A 20559-nucleotide genomic window follows, 5' to 3' on the forward strand; every position below is an offset into this window, starting at 1 on the left:
TAGGTTACGGGTCCGTAGGGTTCGTAACCCGGAGCCTGCCGACACTCTGACCCCCCAGAGGACCCATATGACCACCAGTCCCGACCTGATCGAGGGTGCCTCAGCGCCCTCCGACACACCTGAGCCCTCCGCGACGCTGGGCGGCGAGAACAAGCGTTCGATCGAGCAGATCGCCCTCCTGCTGTTCATCGTCGTTCCCTTCCTGGCCCTGCTGGCAGCCGTCCCTCTGGCGTGGGGGTGGGGGGTGAGCTGGCTCGATCTCGGCCTCATGGTCTTCATGTACTTCCTGGCCTGCCACGGAATCACCATCGGTTTCCACCGCTACTTCACGCACGGCTCCTTCAAGGCGAAGCGGCCGCTGCGGATCGTCCTCGCCGTGATGGGGTCGATGGCGGTGGAGGGCCCGCTGGTGCGCTGGGTGGCGGACCACCGCAAGCACCACAAGTTCTCGGACCACGAGGGTGACCCGCACTCGCCGTGGCGGTTCGGGGAGACGCTGCCGGCGCTGATGAAGGGCCTGTGGTGGGCGCACATCGGCTGGCTCTTCGACGAGGAGCAGACCGATCAGCAGAAGTACGCCCCGGACCTGATCAAGGACCCGGCGATCCGGCGCATCTCGCGCGACTTCATCCTCTGGACGGTCGTCTCGCTGGCGATCCCGCCGCTGGTGGGCGGTCTGGTGACGATGTCCTGGTGGGGCGCGTTCACGGCGTTCTTCTGGGGCTCCCTGGTGCGCGTGGCGCTGCTGCACCACGTGACCTGGTCGATCAACTCGATCTGCCACGCGGTGGGCAAGCGCCCGTTCAAGTCCCGGGACCGCTCGGGCAACGTCTGGTGGCTGGCGGTGCTCTCGTGCGGCGAGTCCTGGCACAACCTGCACCACGCCGACCCGACCTCGGCCCGGCACGGCGTGCTGCGCGGCCAGATCGACTCCAGCGCGCGGCTGATCCGCTGGTGCGAGCAGCTCGGCTGGGCCACGGACGTGCGCTGGCCGTCGGCGGACCGCATCGAGGCCCGGCGCAGGGAAAACGAGCCGAACGCGGCATGATGGGGAGCGTGGCGATCGACGGCGGTAATTCCAGCAGCGACAAGCCCAGGCGTGGCCGCCGGGTACGGATGACGGGCGCGGAGCGACGTCAGCAACTGCTGGACATCGGCCGGACCCTCTTCGCGGAGAAGGGCTTCGAGGGCACTTCGGTGGAGGAGATCGCGGCGAAGGCCGGGGTGTCCAAGCCGGTGGTGTACGAGCACTTCGGCGGCAAGGAGGGGCTGTACGCGGTCGTCGTGGACCGGGAGATGCGCCAGCTGCTGGACGGGGTGACGGGAGCGTTGACGGCCGGGCACCCGCGGGAGCTGCTGGAGCAGGCGGCGTTCGCGCTGCTGGACTACATCGAGTCCTACACGGACGGTTTCCGGATCCTCGTACGGGACTCGCCCGTCGCCCAGTCGACCGGCACGTTCGCCTCGCTGATCAGCGATATCGCCACGCAGGTCGAGGACATCCTGGGCCTGGAGTTCAAGGCGCGGGGCTTCGACCCCAAGCTGGCCCCCCTCTACGCGCAGGCGCTGGTGGGAATGGTCGCGCTGACCGGGCAGTGGTGGCTGGACGTGCGCAAGCCCAAGAAGGCGGAGGTCGCCGCCCACCTGGTGAACCTGGCCTGGCACGGGCTGGACGGGCTGGAGTCGAAGCCGCAGCTGGTGGGCCGCCGCAAGAGCTGAGCCCCCGCAGCGGGCCCGCCCGCGGACGGTACCCGACGGCGCCCCGTCACCGGAGATCCGGTGACGGGGCGCCGTCGCGTGGGGTGCGTGCCGGGCCGGTGCGCGCCGGGCGGGACCGGGCGGGCGTCTCCTACGGCGCGCCGGATTCCCCGCCGTGCGGCGCCGGGTCGCGCGGTTCCAGGAATTCGAGCCGGTTGCCGACGGGGTCCTCGGAGTAGAAGCGGTCGTGGCCCGGCAGGTTGTCGTCCCAGACGACGGTGGCCCCCCGCTCCAGCAGTCTGCTCGCGTACGCCTGGATGCCGGTCACCCGGAGCCCCGGGTGCGCCTTGCGGGCGGGCCGGAAGTCCTCCTCGACGCCGAGGTGCAGCTGTACCGGTCCGGCGGCGAACCAGCAGCCGCCGCGCGCGGCGAGGACGGGCGGCTTGGGGATCTCGGTCATGCCGAGGACGTCCGTGTAGTACGCGCGGAGCCGCTCTTCCGAGCCGGGCGGCGCGGCGAGCTGGACGTGGTCGACTGCGCTGAGCAAGGTCAGGCCTCCTTACGGGCGACGGCGAAGATCCTGCGGAACGGGAAGACCGTGCCGCGTGGCCCGCTCGGGTAGGCCACGCGCAGCCGGTCGCGGTATTCGGTGAGGAAGGCGTCGACGGCTTCGCGGTCGTCGCCGAGGGCGGTCAGGACGGGGCGCAGGGCGGTGCCCTTGACCCATTCCAGTACGGGGTCGGGACCCTGGAGCAATTGGTGGTAGGTGGATTCCCAGACGTCCGTGGTGCAGCCCAGTGCGGTGAACCGGGCGAGGTATTCGGCGGGTTCGAGGTGGTGGACGTAACGGGCGCCGTGTCCGGCGAGCCGGGCCCGCCAGCGCGGGGCGTCGCAGAGCTCGGCGAGCAGGGCGTGGCTGGGGGCCTTGAAGTTGCCGGGGATCTGGAAGGCGAAGGTGCCGCCGGGCCGCAGCCCGTTGATCCAGGCGCCGAAGGAGCCGGGGTGGCTGGGGACCCACTGGAGGGCGGCGTTGGAGACGATCAGGTCGTAGGGCTCCTCGGGGAGCCAGGAGGCGAGGTCCCCGGGACGGAAGTCGAGGCTGCCGCCTCCGGGGGTAGGGCCGGCGTGGTTGCGGTCGGCGGTCTGGAGCATCTCCGGGGAGAGGTCGAAGCCCGTGATGCGGGCCTCGGGCCAGCGGTCCGCGAGCAGCGCGGTGACGTTGCCCGGGCCGCAGCCGAGGTCGGCGATGCGGGCGCGCTGGCGGGGCAGTTCCGGTATGCGGGTGAGGAGGTCCAGGAAGGGCCGCGTGCGGTGGCCCGTGTGCCGGAGGTACTGCTGTGGGTCCCAGGTGGGAGCCGAGGGGGCGGTGGACGTGGGGGTCCCGGCGTGCCCGGTATCGGAATACATGTTCGAGCCTCCCTGCTGGCGGGGCGGTCGGAAGCGGAATCTGTTCCGGCCCCCTCCATGCCCCATGCTCGCCTTTTTATATCTCGACGTCAAGATACTCGTGGTCAAGATGCTCCACATGAAGAGACTTCACATCGACAGACCCCTTACACTGATCGGCATGGAGGACGAGGTCGACCGACTGGTGGCGGCATGGCGGCGGGAGCGCCCTGACCTCGACGTGGAACCGCTCGAGGTCCTGAGCCGCGTCAGCAGGCTCGCGCGCCATCTCGACCGCGCCCGGCGCCTGGCCTTCTCCGAGCACGGCCTGGAGCCCTGGGAGTTCGACGTCCTGACCTCGCTGCGGCGGGCCGGCGCGCCCTACCAGCTCTCCCCCGGCCAGCTCCTGACCCAGACCCTGGTCACCTCCGGCACCATGACCAACCGCATCGACCGGCTCGCCAAGAAAGGCCTGGTCGAACGGCTCCCGGACCCCAGCGACCGCCGGGGGGTCCTGGTGCGGCTCACCCCCGAGGGCCGGGACCGCGCCGACCAGGCCCTCGCCGGACTGCTGGCCCAGGAACGGGCCATCCTGGCCCAGCTCTCACAGAACCAGCGCGGCGATCTCGCCGGGCTGCTACGCCAGTTGACCGCTCCGTTCGACAACATCCCCGGCTAGGTCGGCCGGCCGCACGCCCGCCCGGCGCGCTAGCGCCACCGCCGCCAGCGTGGAGTGCACCCCGAGCTTGCCCAGCACGTTCTGCATGTGGGTGCGGACGGTGTGCGGGGACAGGAACAGCCGCGCCGCCACGTCCTTGCGGCCCAGCCCCGCCACCATGCAGCGCAGCACCTCGTGTTCGCGCGGGGTGAGCGACTCCACGAGCCGCTCGCTGTCCGTACGGTGCTTGCGCGCCGCGGTCAGTTCCCGCAGCACCCCGGTGAGCAGGGCGGGCGGCAGGTGGGTCTCCTCGCGCAGGACCCCGCGGATGACGGCCAGCAGCCGCGACAGCGAGCAGTCCTTCGCCACCCAGCCCGAGGCGCCCGCCTGGAGCGCGAGCGCCGCCCGGCGCGGGTCGTCGCGCTCGGCGAGGACCACCGTACGGACCCCGGGGTGGCTCACCCGCACCCCCGCGACCAGGGCGATCCCGTCCGGGCCGGGCGGCTGCGGCCCCGAGCCCGGCTCCCGCTGGGCGGGCACCGCCCCGGCGACCGTGCCGAGATCGGCGTCGACCAGCAGGACGTCGAAACGGCGGCCCTCGGCCACCGCGCGTTCGAGGCAGCGCGCCGCGGCGGGGCCGCTGCCGGCCGCGGACACGTCCACGTCCGGCTCGGCCGCGAGCGCGGCTGCGAGCGATTCGGCGAAGATGCGGTGATCGTCGACGACGAGAACCCGGATACGAACCACAAAACCCCCAAGGGTAGGGGAACGGACAACGGCGGGTACGGCGCCCGGACCGGGTGATCCGCAGCTGACCCGGCCGCCGCCGAGACACCTCTGCACTACCCCGGACCGGACGACGTACCCGACTTGTCTCGACCCCTGAATCAACACCGGCCCCCACCGGCGTCACGCATCAGCGTAGGGCCGGGGGCGGTGCGCAGTTGGCCGAATAGCAGAAGTTTTCCCGGCGATTTTCCCGCCCGATGCTTCTGAACCGGCATTGCGGTGGCTTGAATTCACCGGCACCGGCGGTCCGGATGACGGTTTACGCCTCCGGGGGTGCCACGGGCAGTTGCACGGGGGGCATTTCACCCGGCGTGTGCACGCTGCGCGCCCGCGCGCAGCGCCCACCTTCGGCGCACGCCCGGCGCACGCGCGCCCCCCGCACCGGAAAGGTGCGGGGGGCGCGGGTGCAAACAGGGGTGCGGGGGCGGACCGGTGGGTCAGGAGGTGTGCGTCCGCGCGAAGTTCCAGGCGTCCGTGATGATGCCGGTGAGGTCCGAACGGCTCGGGGTCCACCCCAGGCGCTCGTGCGCCGTGCGGGCGGAGGCGACCAGCATCGCCGGGTCCCCGGCCCGGCGCGGGGCGACGACCTCGGGGATGTCCCGGCCGGTCACCTTGCGCACCGTCTCGACGACCTCCCGGACCGAGAAGCCGCTCCCGTTGCCCAGGTTGCAGATCAGGTGCTCCCCCGCGGCGGCCGCCCGGAGGGCGGCCAGGTGGGCCTCGGCCAGGTCGGCGACGTGGATGTAGTCGCGCACGCAGGTGCCGTCCGGGGTGGGGTAGTCCTCCCCGTACACGGAGATCGCCTCGCGCTCGCCCAGCGCGACCTGGAGGACCAGCGGGATCAGGTGCGTCTCGGGGGTGTGCCGCTCGCCGAACCGGCCGTAGGCGCCGGCCACGTTGAAGTAGCGCAGGGACACCGCGGCCAGGCCGTGCGCCACGCACTCTCCCGCGATCATGTGGTCCACGGCCAGCTTCGAGGCCCCGTACGGGTTGGTCGGCGCGGTCACCGAGGCCTCGGTGAGCAGGCCCTCCGTCGGCTCCCCGTAGGTGGCGGCGGTGGAGGAGAACACCAGCTTGCGCACCCCGGCCCCGCGCATCGCGGCCAGCAGGGCGAGCGTCCCGCCGACGTTGTTCTCCCAGTACTTGCCCGGATTCACCACGGACTCGCCGACCTGCGAGGAGGCCGCGAAGTGCAGCACCGCGTCGTAGGAGGGGTCCAGGTACCGGGAGGCGTCCTGGATCCGGCCCTCGATGAACTCGGCGCCCTCCGGGACCCCGACGCGGAAGCCGGTGCTGAGGTCGTCGAGGACGGTGACCTCGTGCCCGGCCTCCAGCAGGTGGGCAGCGACCACACTGCCGACGTATCCGGCGCCGCCGGTTACCAGGTATTTGTGCATCGCCGTCTGGCTCACTCGACTACTGCCTCTCCCAGGGGACCCGTGCGCCATGTGCGCGCACGCTAGGAGACTGGCTTACCGGATTCGGCGCGTCCGGGGAAATCGGGCGGGCGGATCCGGCGGAAACCGGGCGTCAGCGGCCGCGTCAGCCCAGCGGGGCCTCCGCCGGACGGCCCGGCAGGGCCCGGTCCAGCAGGCCCGTACGGGCGGCCAGCGCGGCCGCCTCCAGGCGCGAGCCCACGCCCAGCTTCATCAGCACCCGCTGCACGTGCGTACGGGCCGTGCTCGGCGCGATCTCCATGCCCGCCGCGATCAGCCGGGTGTCCTCGCCCTCGGCGACCCGCACCAGCACCTCCACCTCGCGGGGGGTGAGCAGCCGCAGCAGCCTGCTGCCCTCGTCGTCGGGCTGGACCGTGGGGTTCAGGAGCTCCGCGAAGGCCCCTTGCAGCAGTTGGGGGGCGATCGCCACCTCCCCGGCACGCGCCTTGGCCAGCGCCCGCTCCACGCCCTCGATGCGCTCGTCCTGGCGTACGTACCCGCAGGCGCCCGCGGCGAAGGCGGCCGCGATGCCCCGGGGGTTCGGCACCGGGCCCAGGACGACCACGGCGATCTGCGGGCGTTCCCGCTTGATGCGGACGACGGGCTCGAAGACCCCGGGCTCGGCGGGCGACGCGGTCCCGAAGAGACAGACCTCCGGCGCACGGCCGATGACCAGGTCGGCGGCGCCCGCGGCCGGGGCGGCGGCGGCCAGCACCCGGTGCCCGCGCAGTTTCAGCGCGGAGGCGAGCGCCTCGGCCAGCAGCCGGTGCTCGTCGACCACCACGACCCGTACGCCCATTGCGGAACCCACCCCCCACCTTCTGACCCGGCAAGGTACACGGTTGTTCGACGGTGCGAGGGGGATACAGGCAGAAGCCCCCGATCGGTGGGTACCGTTCGGGGGCTTCGCGGCGGAGCCGGACGCGTCAGCTCGCGGTGAACGACACGAAGAGGAACTCCGGGTCGGCCTTGTCCGAGTACGGCTTGCGGACGTTCGTGCGGGAGATGAACAGCTTGCCGTTGTGGTAGCGGAACTCGCTGTAGTCCGGCGAGAAGGCCGTCTCGGCGCGCTGGGTCTCCTTGTCGGACGGGTTCTCTATGAGGAGGGTTTCCTTCATCGTCTTGGCGTCGATGCTGACGATCTGGCCGCCCTTGTCGTACGGGGGGTTCTTGTAGGCGATGATGTTCGACCCGTCCATGCGCAGCGGGAAGATCGTGTACCGCTCGCCCGCGTCGGCGCGGTCGGTGGTCTGCTTGCCGGTCTCCAGGTCGAAGGAGAGCAGCTCGTTGGTGCGGCTGCTGCCGGACTGGCCCTGGTGCTCCTGGGAGGGCACGTAGATCCTGCCGTTGCCGACGACCATGTGGCTGCACCTCTCGACTTCGGTGGCCCCGCACTTGGCGGCGAAGTTGCCGGAGGCGAGCGGGATGCGCGCCTTCAGCTCGCCCTTGGGGTCGACGACGAAGAGGTCGCTGACGCCCTTGCCGCCCTTCGCGTTGTCGCCGACGTCGGCCCCCACGATCAGCGGCTTGGTGGAGACGATGTGCGCGTACTCGATGCCCGGGGAGAGCTTGTACGAGGCGGTGGGCGCGCCCGTGGCCGGGTCCAGGATCTGCGCGTGCAGGGTGTAGTTGCCGCTCTGGCCGCACTTGCGGATGACGCCGAGGGCCTCACCGCCCGCGTAACCGGTGTCGCGGCAGCTCTCGCCGTCGACCTTGGGCTGCCACAGCGCCTTGCCGTCGGTGAGGCTCCAGGCGGCGCCGCCCGCGGAGACACCGGCCGCGGCGACGGTCTTGCCGCTGATGGTGACCTCGGAGAACGACACCGGCTTGTCGCCGCCGTTGGCGCTCTTGGCATTGCCGGACCAGACGAGCTTGCCGCTCTCCAGGTCGAAGACGCCGACCTCGGTGCAGGCCGGGTACTTGTTCTCGGGCGTGGGCTGGGACGCCCGGAAGAGGACCGCCGACTTGTTCTCGCTGATGTGGTGGGTCGCGCCGCAGAGCTCGCCCGGGAAGGGCAGCTCCCACTTCTTGCCGCCGTCGACGAGGTTGTAGCCGACCACCTTCGCCACGTCGGACTTGACGTAGGTGGCGTCGGTGATCCAGGAGCCGGTGACGTTGACGACGTCGGCCGGCGCCGGGCTCGGCTGCTTGAAGAGGACCTTCGACTTGGGGTTGGAGGGCGCCTTCTCCGTGCCGGGCACGAACGTGCCGGGCTTGTCGCCGTCCGTGGAGGCGCTGGGGCCGCTCTGCGCGCCGTCCTTCCCGCCGTCTCCGCCGCTGCCGTCGCCGGAGACGTACCAGAGGCCGCCTCCGACGATGAGGACGATGGCCAGCAGGGCCGCGCCGACGATCATCAGCTGGGTGCGCTTGTCGTTCCCGCCGCCGGTGGCGGGCGGGCCGGCGGGCGCGGCCGGGCCGGCGGGCGCGCCGAACGGCGGGGGGCTGCCGGGCTGCTGCGGGTACCCGTAACCGGGCCCGGGCTGCGGGTAGCCGTACGCGGGCTGTCCGGACGGCGGCTGCTGCGGGGGCGCCGGCGGGCCGGGCGGGGCCTGCGGGGGCGGCGGCGTGGGCGCGCCGAACCCGCCGGGTGCGGGATTCCCCGCAGCCGGGGCGGGGCCGGGGTCCTGCGGCGCTCCGAAGCCGCCGGACGGCGGCTGGTGGGGGGGCGGCGGGGTGCTCATGGGGTGTTGTTGCCTCTCGGTGGGCGGTCGTGGGGCGGGTTCACTTTCCGAAGACCATGAGGAGCTTCTCGTCCTTGCCCTGGGCGTTCAGGCGGGAGACGGAGAGGAAGAACCGTCCGTCCGCGTAGTCGAGCCTCGGGGTGCGGAAGGAGCTCTCGATCGGGGTGGCGGGGCCCGACGGGTGGCGCAGGAGCGCGGTGGGGGCGGCGCCGTCGGCGGGGATCGCGAGGACCTCGCCGCCCTGGTCGGACTCGGCCTTGCGGTAGGCGATCAGCTGTCCGTTGAGGACCTTGACCGGGGTGAGGGTGCGCTTGTCCCCTGCCGGGGTGCGCCACTTGTCCTTGCCGGTGGCCAGGTCGAAGGCGACGATCTCGTTGGCGGCGCCGGCGGCGGCCGCGGTGGGCAGGTAGAGGGTGTTCCCGTCGACGACGGCCGAGGGGCAGGTCGTCAGGGCCTTGAAGAGGCCGGTGTCGCCGCAGCCCGTGGCGAAGTTGCCCGCGCCGACGAGGGTGGCGGTCTGCTTCCCGTCGGGCCCCAGGACCAGGATGGAACGCTCCTTGGTCGCCTCGTTGCCGACGTCCACGACGACCGGGTCCACCGAGTAGATGCTGGTGACCTTGAACTTCTTGGGGAGCCGGAAGGCCCAGTTCTTCTTGCCGGTGACCGGGTCGACGCCCTGCACCTCGGCGCTCGCGTCGTCGTCGGAGCAGGTGGCGAGGGCGATCATCTTGCCGTTGCCCGTCTCGTAGGAGTCGGGGTTGCAGCCCGTGCCGAGCGCGTGGCCGAAGAGCTTGTCGCCGTTGCTGATCTTGAAGGCGCTGGCGGTGCCGCCGCGGCTGACGGTGACGGTGTCGCCCGCCATGGCCAGGGTGGGGCTGGTGAAGATGTCGAAGATGCCTTCCTTGGGCACCTCCTTCGACCAGACCTCCTTGCCCGTCTTGAGGTCGACCACGCGCAGTTGGGTGCAGGAGGCGTTCTCGCCCTCGCCGTCGCGGTACATGACGACCGCTTTCCCGTCGGGGGTGGCCTGGCGGCTGACGGAGCAGATCACGGCGGGGAACGGCAGGGTCCACTTCTCCTTGCCGTCGGTGACCGCGTAGCCGGTGAGCGACTTCCAGACGCTCTTGACGACGGTGTCGCCGACGACCCACTGGCCGGCCGCCTCGACGCCCATACCGGGCCCGTCGATCTTGGCGGTCTTGAGCCACAGGACCTTGTCCTCGCCCTGCTTGCGGCCCGCGTTGAGGTCGCCGAGCTGGCCCCCGTCGCCGCTGCCGTTGCCGCTGCCGTCGCCCTTGTCCACGGAAGGGGAGCCGGAGGGGGCGGGCGGCGTGGACGCCTGCGCGGTGGGCTCCTTGGCGTCGTCGTCCCGGAAGAAGGCGACGTAGCCCACGCCCGCGGCGAGGACGGCCGCCGCCACCGACGCGGCGATCAGGACGGTCCGCTTCCTCTTCGGCGGCAGGCCTCCGGGCGCGCCGAGCGGGGGCTGCTGCTGGACGGTGGGCGGCTGCTGGACGTACGGGGGCTGCCGGCCGTACGGGGGCTGCTGCGGCTGCTGCCCATAGGGGGCCGCGGGCTGCTGGGCGTACGGGTTCTCGCCCTGCGGCGGGAAGCCGTAACCGGGCTGCGGCGGGCCGGGGAGGTGCCCGTAACCGGAAGGCGGCGGTGGCTGGTTCGGCGGCTGGGGCGGCTCGGTCATCAGCGCACACTTTCGGCTTCGGAGGGGGCGTGGAGGATGACCTTTCTATCACTGACGGCGTACATGCATCGGGCCGGTCCGTCCCCTGTTCCCAAGGGAGGACCGGCCCGTGACGCCGCCGTTATCCGGCCAGTTGCTACGCCTCTTCCGCGAGCTCCAGCCAGCGCATTTCCAAATCGTCCCGGTCCGCGAGGAGTTCGCGCAGTTCCGCGTCGAGCTTGGCCACCTTGTCGTAATCGGTGGAGTTCTCGGCGATCTGGGCGTGCAGGTTGCCCTCGCGGTCGGACAGCTTGTTCAGCTGCCGCTCGATCTTCTGGAGCTCCTTCTTCGCGGCGCGCGAGTCCCCGGAGGCCGTGGACTTCCCGGCGGAGGACGCGGCCGGGGCGGGCGCCGGGGCGGCCGCCTCGATCATCCGCCGACGGCGCTCCAGGTACTCGTCCAGGCCGCGCGGCAGCATCCGCAGGCTCGCGTCACCGAGCAGGGCCATCACCGTGTCGGTGGTGCGCTCGATGAAGAAGCGGTCGTGGGAGATCACGATCATCGAGCCCGGCCAGCCGTCGAGGAGGTCCTCCAGCTGGGTCAGCGTCTCGATGTCGAGGTCGTTGGTGGGCTCGTCGAGGAACAGGACGTTCGGCTCGTCCATCAGCAGGCGCAGGATCTGCAACCGCCGCCGCTCACCACCGGAGAGGTCGCCGACCGGCGTCCACTGCTTCTCCTTGGTGAAACCGAACTGCTCGCACAGCTGGCCCGCCGTCATCTCGCGGCCCTTGCCGAGGTCGACGCGGTCGCGGACCCGCTGGACGGCCTCCAGGACCCGCAGCGAGGGGTCGAGTTCACCGACCTCCTGGGAGAGGTAGGCCAGCCTGACGGTCTTGCCGACCGTGATCTTGCCGGCCGCGGGCTGCACCTCGCCCTGGGTGCGGGCCGCCTCGGCGAGGGCGCGCAGCAGGGAGGTCTTGCCGGCGCCGTTGACCCCGACGAGACCGATGCGGTCGCCGGGACCCAGGTGCCAGGTGAGGTGCTTGAGCAGTTCCTTGGGACCGGCGTGGACGCTGACGTCCTCGAGGTCGAAGACGGTCTTGCCGAGGCGGGCGTTGGCGAAGCGCATCAGCTCGGACGTGTCGCGCGGCGGCGGCACGTCCGCGATGAGCTCGTTGGCGGCCTCGATGCGGTAGCGGGGCTTGGACGTCCGGGCGGGGGCGCCGCGGCGCAGCCAGGCCAGCTCCTTGCGCATCAGGTTCTGCCGCTTGGACTCCTCGGTCGCGGCGATCCGCTCGCGCTCGGCGCGGGCGAAGACGTAGTCGCTGTAGCCGCCCTCGTACTCGTGCACGTCACCGCGCTGCACGTCCCACATGCGGGTGCAGACCTGGTCGAGGAACCAGCGGTCGTGGGTCACGCAGACGAGCGCCGAGCGGCGCTCCTGGAGGTGCGCGGCCAGCCAGGAGATGCCCTCGACGTCGAGGTGGTTGGTGGGCTCGTCGAGGACCAGGAGGTCCTGGTCGGCGATGAGCAGCTTGGCGAGCGCGATGCGGCGGCGCTCGCCGCCGGAGAGCGGGCCGATGACCGTGTCGAGGCCCTCACCGAAGCCGGGCAGGTCGAGTCCGCCGAACAGACCGGTCAGGACGTCGCGGATCTTGGCGTTGCCGGCCCACTCGTGGTCGGCCATGTCCCGGATGATCTCGTGGCGGATGGTCGCCGCGGGATCGAGGGAGTCGTGCTGGGTGAGGACGCCCATGCGCAGGCCGCCGGACTGCGTGACGCGGCCGGTGTCGGGCTCCTCCAGCTTGGCGAGCATTCGGATGAGGGTGGTCTTGCCGTCGCCGTTGCGGCCGACGACGCCGATGCGGTCCCCCTCGGACACGCCGAGGGAAATGCCGTCCAGCAGGGTACGTGTGCCGTACACCTTGCTGACTGCCTCGACATTGACCAGATTGACCGCCATCAGACGCGCTCCAGGTGGGGTACCCCCGGACACGCGTCCGGGAGAGGGTGTGGATCAGCCCCTCAGCCTAACGCGCCGGGCGGCGCCGGACCGTTTCACGAGCGGGGCGCGGGTCCGCGCGTACGCCCCTGAGGACGCCCGCCGCAGCCGGCCCGGCGGGCGTGTGAGCTGCGCGGTCCGGGGCCGAGCCCCGGGGGGCGCGGCCCGTGGGGTCAGGAGGGCAGGACCGTGGCGCCCGGCGCCGGCGCGGCCGCCACGCGGGTGGCCCGGCACGTGCCGGAGGCGTCGAGCGCCGCCGCCACCTTGCGCGCCGCTTCCTCGTCCCGTACCAGGAACGCCGTCGTCGGCCCCGAGCCGGAGACCAGCGCGGCCAGCGCCCCGGCGTCCGTGCCCACCGCCAGGGTCCGCGCCAGCTGCGGGCGCAGGGACAGGGCGGCCGGCTGGAGGTCGTTGGCCAGACGGGCGGCCAGCCGGTCCGGGTCGCCGGAGGCCAGGGCGGCGAGCAGCTCCGGGGAGGCCTGGGGGGCCGGCACCGTCGTGTCCGCCGTGAGGCGGTCGAACTCGCGGAACACCGCCGGCGTGGACAGGCCGCCGTCGGCCACCGCGAACACCCAGTGGAAGGCGCCCGCCTCGACCGGGGTCAGCAGCTCGCCCCGGCCGGTGCCCAGCGCGGCCCCGCCGACCAGGCTGAAGGGGACGTCGCTGCCGAGCTCCGCGCAGATCTCCAGCAGCTCGGCGCGCGGGGTGTCCAGCCCCCACAGGGCGTCGCAGGCCAGCAGGGCCGCCGCACCGTCCGCGCTGCCGCCCGCCATACCGCCCGCCACCGGGATGTTCTTCGCGATGTGGAGGTGGACGGCAGGGGCCAGCCCGGCCCGTGCGGCCAGGATCTCGGCGGCCCGCGCGGCGAGGTTCGTCCGGTCCAGGGGGACCTTGTCGGCGTCGGGGCCCGTGCAGGTCACGGTCAGCTCGTCGGCCGGCGTCGCCGTGACCTCGTCGTACAGCGAGACGGCGAGGAAGACGTTGGCGAGGTCGTGGAAGCCGTCGGGGCGGGCCGCGCCCACCGCCAGCTGCACGTTGACCTTCGCGGGGACTCGTACGGTCACGCTCACAGGGCGGGCTCCTGCGCGGCGGGCTTGTTCTCGGCGATCGCGGCGAACTGCTCCACCGTCAGCGACTCCCCGCGCGCCTGCGGGGAGACGCCCGCGGCGACCAGCGCCGCCTCCGCGCCCGCCGCCGAACCGGCCCAGCCGGCCAGCGCGGCGCGCAGCGTCTTGCGGCGCTGCGCGAACGCCGCGTCCACGACCGCGAACACCTCGGCCTTCGAGGCGGTGGTCTTGATCGGCTCTGCGCGGCGCACCAGCGAGACGAGGCCGGAGTCGACGTTCGGGGCGGGCCAGAAGACCTTGCGGCCGATGGCCCCGGCGCGCTTGACGTCCGCGTACCAGTTGGCCTTGACCGAGGGCACCCCGTACACCTTGTTGCCGGGCTCGGCGGCGAGCCGGTCGGCGACCTCCGCCTGCACCATCACCAGGGTGCGCTCGATGCTGGGGAAGCGGTCCAGCATGGTCAGCAGGACGGGAACGGCCACGTTGTACGGCAGGTTCGCGACGAGCGCGGTCGGCGCCGGACCGGGCAGCTCCGTCACCAGCATCGCGTCGGAGTGGACCAGCGCGAAGCGGTCCTTGCGCGCGGGCATCCGCGCCTCGATGGTGGCGGGCAGCGCGGCCGCCAGGATGTCGTCGATCTCCACGGCGACGACCCGGTCCGCGGCTTCCAGCAGCGCGAGCGTCAGCGAGCCCAGTCCCGGCCCGACCTCGACGACCACGTCGTCGGGCCGCACCCCCGCGGTGCGCACGATCCGGCGCACCGTGTTGGCGTCGATGACGAAGTTCTGCCCCTTCTGCTTCGTCGGCTTCACGCCGAGTACGGCGGCCAGCTCCCGGATCTCGGCCGGTCCGAGTAGGGCGTCAGAAGGGGTCTCGTTGGGCTGCTGCTCTGCGGTGCTCACCGGGTAAGCGTACGGCCGCAGTGGGGCCAGGGACTCGCCCCCCGCTGCACGTAGAGCTTCTTCGCCCGGTAGGTCTGTTCCGCGCCCGACGCGTCCTGGGGGCGGCCGGTGCCGCCGAGGGCGTGCCAGGTGCGGACGTCGAACTGGTAGAGGCCGCCGTAGGTGCCCGAGGGGTCGGTGGCGGCGGGGCGGCCGCCGGACTCGCACTGGGCGAGGGCGCTCCAGTTGAGGCCGTCGGCGCCCGCGACGGAGTTCGGCAGGGGTTTGGTGCCGACCTTGACGAGCTGGGTGACGGGCTCGCGGACGACCTCCTCGGCGACCTGGCGGGGCTTTTGCCGGACCCCGTTGACGGTGCGCAGGCTGTACGTGACCCTGCGCGCTCCGGGGCGGCCGGCGCGTTCGACGACCTCGGTGCCGGCGAAGAGGCCGGGGTCCTCGACCCGCTCGGTCGCGTACGGGATGCGCTCCTCGCGGACCTCGCGGGTGCCGGTGATGCGCAGCACGGTGACGGTCTGGCCGTCGCGGGGGAAGACGGTGGGGGGCACGGAGGTGGTGTCCTGGCCCCGCAGGGTGATGCCGGCCTGGTCGAGGGCCTCCTGGACGGTGGCGGCGTTGGTGCGGATGGTGCGTTCGCTGCCGTCGGCCATGAAGGTGATGCTGCGTTCGGTGCGGACGCTCAGGGCCATGCCGTCGCGGGGTACGGCGGCTGTGCGGTGGGCGGAGAGGTAGGCGCCCTCGGCGCGGATGCCGAACTGGCGCAGGGCCCCGTCGACGGTGCGGGCGGTGGTCCACACCTGGCGCTGCTGTCCGTCGAGGGTCAGGCGCAGGGGGCGGCCGTAGTGGACGACCACCTGCTCGCCGTCTTCGAGGGGTTCGCCGGGGGCGGGGGCTACGAGGTCGTGGGGGCCTACCCCGAGGCCTTCAGAGGCGAGCAGTTCGTCGATGTCGTCGGCGAAGGTGTGGAGGTTCCTCGGGACCCCGTCCACGGTGAGGCGGACCGCCTTGTCGGCGGCGACGAAGGCGGTGGTGCCGCCGGCGAGGAAGACGACGACCAGGGCTTGGGGCACGATCCGCCGCCAGGTCCCGCCGGGGGCCTGGGCGGGGGCGGCGCGGCGGCGTCTGCCGGGGCCGCTGCCGGGGCCGGGGCCAGGGCTGGGGCTTGCCGAGAGCGACGGTGGCGGGGCCGAGGGGGCCGGGAGCGGGGCGGCGGGCGGGGCGGCCCTGCGGCGGCCCGACCCGGCGCCCGGGACCCCCACGGCTGCCGCGTCCCCCGCGGCCCCGACCGGCACGGCGGTCACGGCGGTCACGGTGGGGGCCTGGGGGTCGGGCCACGGCGTCGGCTGCCCGCCCCGGCGTGCGCGGCGGCGCCCCGCCCGGCGCGGGGCCGGTACCCCCGGTTCCGGGGCGCCGGGATCCTCGTACGCCTCCGGGGCGGGACCACCACGGCGGTGACTGCCCTGCGTATCGCTCACGACGCTCGCTCCACTGGTGATCCGGCACCGGCCCGGCTGGGCCACGGCACCTTAGCGGAGGAATCGTCACTCTCCAAAGCCGTTCGAACACGCAGCGTCGCGGGGGCGGCGCGGCTGAGGCGGGATCAGTAGGCGAAGGCGCGGGCGGTGTTGGCGGCCAGCGCGGTGGCCATGGCGTCCTCGTCGAGGCCGCGCACGGCCGCCATGGCCCGGACCGTCAGCGGAATGAGGTACGGGGCGTTGGGCCGTCCGCGGTACGGCGCGGGGGTGAGGTAGGGGGCGTCCGTCTCGACGAGGACGAGCTCCAGCGGGGCCACGGCCAGGGCCTCGCGCAGGGGCGCCGCGTTCTTGAAGGTGACGGTGCCGGCGAAGGACATGTAGTAGCCGGCGGCGGCGCACTCCCGGGCCATGTCGGCGTCCCCGGAGTAGCAGTGGAAGACGGTCCGCTCGGGCGCGCCCTCCTCGCGCAGGATCCGCAGGACGTCCGCGTGGGCGTCGCGGTCGTGGATGACCAGGGCCTTGTCCTGCCGCTTGGCGATCTCGATGTGGGCGCGGAAGGAGCGTTCCTGCGCGGCCGTTCCCTCCGGCCCGGTGCGGAAGTAGTCCAGCCCGGTCTCGCCGACCGCCTTCACGTGGGCGAGGGCGGCGAGCGCCTCGATCTCGGCCAGCGCCTCGTCCAGGGCGGCTTCGCCGCCGCCGGTCCGGGCTCCCTGGCGCGACCATCCGTCGGGGTCCCCGTACACGATGCGGGGGGCTTCGTTCGGGTGGAGGGCGACGGCCGCGTGGACGTTGTCGTAGGCGGCGGCGGTCTCGGCGGCCCAGCGGGAGCCCTTCACGTCGCAGCCCACCTGGACGACGGTGGTGACGCCCACCGAGGCGGCCTTGGCGAGGCCCTCCTCGACGGTGCCGGACTGCATGTCCAGGTGGGTGTGCGAATCCGCCACCGCCACCCGGAGGGGCTCGGGCAGCGGCGGCGGTGCGTCCTTGGACGCGGTGGAAGAGCTCATGCGGCCGATCTTATGACCGGTGCTTACGCCGGCGCCTATGGCCGGTGCTCATGACCGGCGCAGCCGTGCCCACAGACGGGCCAGGGGGCCTTCGCGCCGCTCGTCGGCCGCCGTCACGTGGACCGGCCCGGGGGCGTCGTGGGGCAGGGCTCCGGGCTCGCCGGGCGCGCCCGCCGCCAGCGAGCCGGTGTGCCCGCGCCGCCGCCTGCGCTCGTGTTCCCTGTCGTGGCCCGCGCCGGTGGCCGGGACGGGTCCGGCGATGCCCGGGGCGATCCCGGGGTGGTGGTAGAGCTGGTCGAGCATGCCGCGCACCGAGGAGACCTGGCCGGCCCGCATGATGCGGACGACGTGTCCGCCGCAGTTCAGGCAGGTGGGGTTGGACAGGGGGGAGGGCACCCGCTCGGCGTTGACCTTGTACATGATGAACGGCTCGCCCTTGCCGTCGACGTGGTGCTCTATCGCGTACTCCTGCTCCCAGCCGTACCCGCACTTCATGCAGGCGAAGGAGTACGCCTCGTGCACGGTGTGCACGTCGGCCGCGTAGCGGGAGGTGGGGACTGCGGCGGGCGTGACCACGGCGGGCGCGGCTGCGGATGCGGGGGTGTCTGCGATCTCACTCATGCCAGCTCCTCTTGTTCCACTGGTGCATTGCCAGTGGACGCCTCTTCGGGCGGGAGCGCATCAGGCCCTGTCCAGTGTTGGACGGTCCTTGAGCGAGTCATGCCCAAAGCGCCCGGTGCGCGGTCTGAGCTTTGCCTTTCAGGTTAGTCCTTTACCGACTTACGGCACCTTTTGTGCCGCATTCTTTGCCGCGACCACCGCGTCGAACACGTCGCGCTTGGGTACCCCGGCCTCGGCCGCGACGGCCGCGATGGCCTCCTTGCGCCGCTCGCCGGCCTCCTCGCGGACCCGTACGCGGCGCACGAGCTCCTCGTCGTCCACGTCGCCGGGCCCGGCGGGGGGCGCGCCCTCCACGACGACGGTGATCTCCCCGCGCACGCCTTCGGCGGCCCAGGCGGCGAGCTCGCCGAGGCCGCCGCGCTTGACCTCCTCGTAGGTCTTGGTCAGTTCGCGGCAGACCGCGGCGCGACGGTCGGCGCCGAAGACTTCGGCCATCGCGGCCAGGGTGGCGTCGAGCCGGTGCGGGGCCTCGAAGTAGACGAGCGTGCGCCGTTCGCCTTCGACCTCGCGCAGCCGGCCGAGGCGCTCGCCCGCCTTGCGCGGCAGGAACCCCTCGAAGCAGAACCGGTCCACGGGCAGCCCGGACAGCGCGAGCGCGGTGAGTACGGCGGAGGGCCCGGGGACGGCGGTGACCTTGATGTCCTGCTCCACGGCCGCGGCGACGAGCCGGTAGCCGGGGTCGGAGACGGAGGGCATGCCGGCGTCGGTCACCAGCAGGACGCGCTTGCCGTCCTGGAGCGCTTCGACCAGCTCGGGGGTGCGCGCGGACTCGTTGCCCTCGAAGTACGACACGACGCGCCCGGTGGTGTGCACACCGAGGCCCTGGGTCAGCCGGCGCAGCCGCCGGGTGTCCTCGGCGGCGACCACGTCGGCCCGCTCCAGCTCCGCCGCGAGGCGCGGCGGGGCGTCGGAGAGGTCGCCGATGGGCGTGCCGGCGAGGACGAGCGTGCCGGTCAGGCCCGCGGCGGTGGCTGCGGCCGGGGCGTGGGCCGGGGCCGCCGTCGTGTCGGCGGTCACGTCGCCGGTCGGGTCGCCGGTCGGGTCGCCGATCGGCGTGGATTCGGTACCGCGGGGCTGGTCAGTGGTCACCCGCCCATCCTCTCAGCCCCGCGACCCGGGACCCCCCGTCAGGCCCGGTCTGGGGCGCACCCGGATCTCTTCCCTACGATGTGCCGGTGACCAGTACCGCGACGCCGCCGCCCAGCCCCGCGGGGGCCCCGCCCGCCTCACCGGCGGGACGCGATGATGAGCCGCCCGTCTGGCTGCGCCGCCTGCGCGCCTTCGGCTACGTGCCGGGCGCCGGCGCCTCGCCGCGCACGGACGTGCGCACCCGCCTGGTGCCCCCGTACGCCAAGCCGTCCCGGCAGCTGTGGATGACCTTCGGTCTGCCCGCGCGGACGTGGGGGGTCTGGCAGGCGGTCCTGTCGTGGGTGGGGCCGCTGCTGGTGGCGCTGGTCGCCGGTGTGCTGCGGTTCGTGCACCTGGGCAGCCCGAAGGCGGTGATATTCGACGAGACGTATTACGCGAAGGACGCCTGGGCCACGGTCAAGCAGGGCTACGAGGCGAGCTGGCCCAAGGACATCGACAAGTCGATCCTCGCCAACCCGGACGGGGTCCCGCTGCCGGTGGACCCGGGCTACGTCGTGCACCCGCCCGTCGGCAAGTGGGTCATCGGGCTCGGCGAGTGGATGTTCGGTTTCACGCCCTTCGGCTGGCGGTTCATGACCGCCGTGCTCGGCACCTTGTCGGTGCTGATGCTGTGCCGGATCGGGCGCCGCCTGTTCCGCTCGACCTTCCTCGGCTGCCTGGCGGGGGCGTTGCTCGCCGTGGACGGCCTGCACCTGGTGATGAGCCGCACCGCACTGCTCGACCTGGTGCTGATGTTCTTCGTGCTCGCCGCGTTCGGGGCGCTGCTCATCGACCGGGACCGGACCCGGGCCCGGCTCGCCGACGCGCTGCCGGTGGACGAGGAGGGCCGGACGCGGCCCGACGTGAAGATCGCCGAGACGCTGCGGCTGGGCTGGCGGCCGTACCGGATCCTGGCGGGCGTGTGCCTGGGCCTGGCCGCGGGCACGAAGTGGAACGGCTTCGTCGTCCTGGCCTTCTTCGGGGTCCTCACCGTGCTGTGGGACGCGGCCGCGCGGCGCACCGCGGGCGCGGGCGCCCCGTACGCGGCGATGCTGCGCCGTGACGCGCTGCCCGCCTTCGTGTCCACGGTCCCGGTCGCGATCGTGACGTACCTGGCCTCGTGGTCGGGGTGGATCCTCAGCCCGGACAACGGCAAGGGCGGCTACCTGCGCGACTGGGCGGCCAAGCACGACCAGGGCAGCGCACTGTCGTTCCTGCCGGAGTGGCTGCGCAGCCTGTGGCACTACGAGACCGAGGTCTACAAGTTCCACGTCGGTCTGACCTCGGGCCACACCTACGAGTCGAACCCGTGGAGCTGGCTGGTCCTGGGCCGGCCCGTCTCCTACTTCTACGAGTCCCCCGCCCCGGGCACCGACGGCTGCCCGGCGACCGAGACGGGCAAGTGCGCCCGCGAGGTCCTGGCGCTGGGCACGCCGCTGCTGTGGTGGGCGGGCTGTTTCGCGCTGCTGTACGTGCTGTGGCGGTGGTTCTTCCGCCGCGACTGGCGGGCGGGCGCGATCGCGTGCGCGCTGGCGGCGGGTCTGCTGCCCTGGTTCAACTACCAGGAGCGCACGATCTTCTACTTCTACGCAGTGGTCTTCGTCCCGTACCTGTGCCTGGCGGTGGCGATGATGATCGGCGCCCTCCTGGGCCCGGCCGGCTCGTCGGAACGCAGACGCGCCCTGGGCGCGATCGGCGCGGGCGTCCTGGTCCTGCTGATCGTGTGGAACTTCATCTACTTCTGGCCGATCTACACGGGCCAGACCCTCCCGATGGACTCCTGGCGCGGCCGCATGTGGCTGGACACCTGGGTCTAGCAGGGCAAAGACGGGCCCGGCACCTTCTGGTGCCGGGCCCGTCGTGGTTGTTGCCGGTGGCCGCTGGCCGTCCTGGGCCGCCCCTCGACGGCCCACAGACGGCCCATGTTGGGCCACTCTGTCGACGCCATCCACCGCCTCCGTAGGTGGTCGCTCC

18 protein-coding genes are annotated in these 20559 nt (G+C 72.8%); 4 read left to right on the forward strand and 14 right to left on the reverse strand.

The features are described 5' to 3' along the window. The first annotated feature begins 67 nt into the window (after positions 1–67). The gene (locus ACF059_RS24135; protein WP_392060562.1) at positions 68–1048 is read left to right on the forward strand and encodes an acyl-CoA desaturase; all 981 of its coding nucleotides are present in this window, start codon (positions 68–70) and stop codon (positions 1046–1048) included. Then, positions 1048–1719: a TetR/AcrR family transcriptional regulator gene (locus ACF059_RS24140; RefSeq protein WP_361939287.1), complete on the forward strand. Its 672-nt coding sequence runs from the start codon at positions 1048–1050 to the stop codon at positions 1717–1719. The genes ACF059_RS24135 and ACF059_RS24140 overlap by 1 nt, the downstream gene beginning before the upstream one ends. Before the next feature lie 130 nt (positions 1720–1849). Here the strand turns inward: ACF059_RS24140 and ACF059_RS24145 are convergent, their stop codons facing one another. Further along, positions 1850–2245 (reverse strand): VOC family protein, encoded by a 396-nt coding sequence (locus tag ACF059_RS24145; RefSeq protein WP_392060565.1) that lies wholly within the window; start codon positions 2243–2245, stop codon positions 1850–1852. 2 nt (positions 2246–2247) lie between these two features. Next, positions 2248–3105: a trans-aconitate 2-methyltransferase gene (locus ACF059_RS24150; protein ID WP_392060568.1), complete on the reverse strand. Its 858-nt coding sequence runs from the start codon at positions 3103–3105 to the stop codon at positions 2248–2250. Positions 3106–3265: 160 nt separating this feature from the next. Here ACF059_RS24150 and ACF059_RS24155 point away from each other — a divergent pair, with 160 nt between their 5' ends. Further along, positions 3266–3763 (forward strand): MarR family winged helix-turn-helix transcriptional regulator, encoded by a 498-nt coding sequence (locus tag ACF059_RS24155; protein WP_030386194.1) that lies wholly within the window; start codon positions 3266–3268, stop codon positions 3761–3763. Here the strand turns inward: ACF059_RS24155 and ACF059_RS24160 are convergent. The 12 genes from ACF059_RS24160 to rsmI form a co-directional block, all read right to left on the reverse strand. Next, positions 3722–4489, reverse strand: coding sequence for a response regulator transcription factor (locus tag ACF059_RS24160; RefSeq protein ID WP_366865588.1), 768 nt, complete (start codon positions 4487–4489; stop codon positions 3722–3724). The two genes, ACF059_RS24155 and ACF059_RS24160, sit on opposite strands and share 42 nt — an antisense overlap. Positions 4490–4968: 479 nt before the next feature. Beyond that, entirely contained in the window at positions 4969–5928 is a 960-nt protein-coding gene (gene galE / locus ACF059_RS24165; protein WP_392061203.1) for a UDP-glucose 4-epimerase GalE, read from the reverse strand. A 145-nt stretch (positions 5929–6073) separates the two neighbouring features. Beyond that, complete coding sequence (locus ACF059_RS24170; RefSeq protein ID WP_392061206.1) at positions 6074–6766, reverse strand: response regulator transcription factor; 693 nt, start codon at positions 6764–6766, stop codon at positions 6074–6076. Positions 6767–6893: 127 nt separating this feature from the next. Next, a complete protein-coding gene (locus ACF059_RS24175; protein WP_392060571.1) occupies positions 6894–8648 on the reverse strand; it encodes a PQQ-binding-like beta-propeller repeat protein in 1755 nt (584 codons plus the stop codon). 40 nt (positions 8649–8688) lie between these two features. Next, a complete protein-coding gene (locus ACF059_RS24180) occupies positions 8689–10347 on the reverse strand; it encodes a PQQ-binding-like beta-propeller repeat protein (RefSeq protein ID WP_392060574.1) in 1659 nt (552 codons plus the stop codon). 136 nt (positions 10348–10483) lie between these two features. Further along, a complete protein-coding gene (locus tag ACF059_RS24185; RefSeq protein ID WP_392060577.1) occupies positions 10484–12289 on the reverse strand; it encodes an ABC-F family ATP-binding cassette domain-containing protein in 1806 nt (601 codons plus the stop codon). A 212-nt stretch (positions 12290–12501) separates the two neighbouring features. Then, a complete protein-coding gene (locus tag ACF059_RS24190) occupies positions 12502–13392 on the reverse strand; it encodes a 4-(cytidine 5'-diphospho)-2-C-methyl-D-erythritol kinase (RefSeq protein WP_392060580.1) in 891 nt (296 codons plus the stop codon). Between the two features lie 2 nt (positions 13393–13394). Then, complete coding sequence (rsmA, locus tag ACF059_RS24195; RefSeq protein ID WP_360891430.1) at positions 13395–14297, reverse strand: 16S rRNA (adenine(1518)-N(6)/adenine(1519)-N(6))-dimethyltransferase RsmA; 903 nt, start codon at positions 14295–14297, stop codon at positions 13395–13397. Then, a complete protein-coding gene (locus ACF059_RS24200) occupies positions 14294–15769 on the reverse strand; it encodes a ubiquitin-like domain-containing protein (protein WP_392060583.1) in 1476 nt (491 codons plus the stop codon). Before ACF059_RS24200 ends, rsmA begins: the two co-directional genes overlap by 4 nt. 125 nt (positions 15770–15894) lie before the next feature. Beyond that, positions 15895–16776: a TatD family hydrolase gene (locus ACF059_RS24205; RefSeq protein ID WP_392060586.1), complete on the reverse strand. Its 882-nt coding sequence runs from the start codon at positions 16774–16776 to the stop codon at positions 15895–15897. Positions 16777–16824: 48 nt separating this feature from the next. Then, the gene (locus ACF059_RS24210) at positions 16825–17397 is read right to left on the reverse strand and encodes a hypothetical protein (RefSeq protein WP_392060590.1); all 573 of its coding nucleotides are present in this window, start codon (positions 17395–17397) and stop codon (positions 16825–16827) included. A gap of 159 nt (positions 17398–17556) precedes the next feature. After that, positions 17557–18414 carry a 16S rRNA (cytidine(1402)-2'-O)-methyltransferase gene (gene rsmI / locus ACF059_RS24215; RefSeq protein WP_360891638.1) on the reverse strand — a complete coding sequence of 286 codons (858 nt, stop codon included), beginning with the start codon at positions 18412–18414 and terminating at the stop codon, positions 17557–17559. Between the two features lie 218 nt (positions 18415–18632). Here rsmI and ACF059_RS24220 point away from each other — a divergent pair, with 218 nt between their 5' ends. Then, the gene (locus tag ACF059_RS24220; protein WP_392060593.1) at positions 18633–20402 is read left to right on the forward strand and encodes a dolichyl-phosphate-mannose--protein mannosyltransferase; all 1770 of its coding nucleotides are present in this window, start codon (positions 18633–18635) and stop codon (positions 20400–20402) included. Positions 20403–20559: the final 157 nt, after the last annotated feature.

This window comes from Streptomyces sp. NPDC016562, assembly GCF_043076955.1.
Taxonomy (GTDB): domain Bacteria; phylum Actinomycetota; class Actinomycetes; order Streptomycetales; family Streptomycetaceae; genus Streptomyces.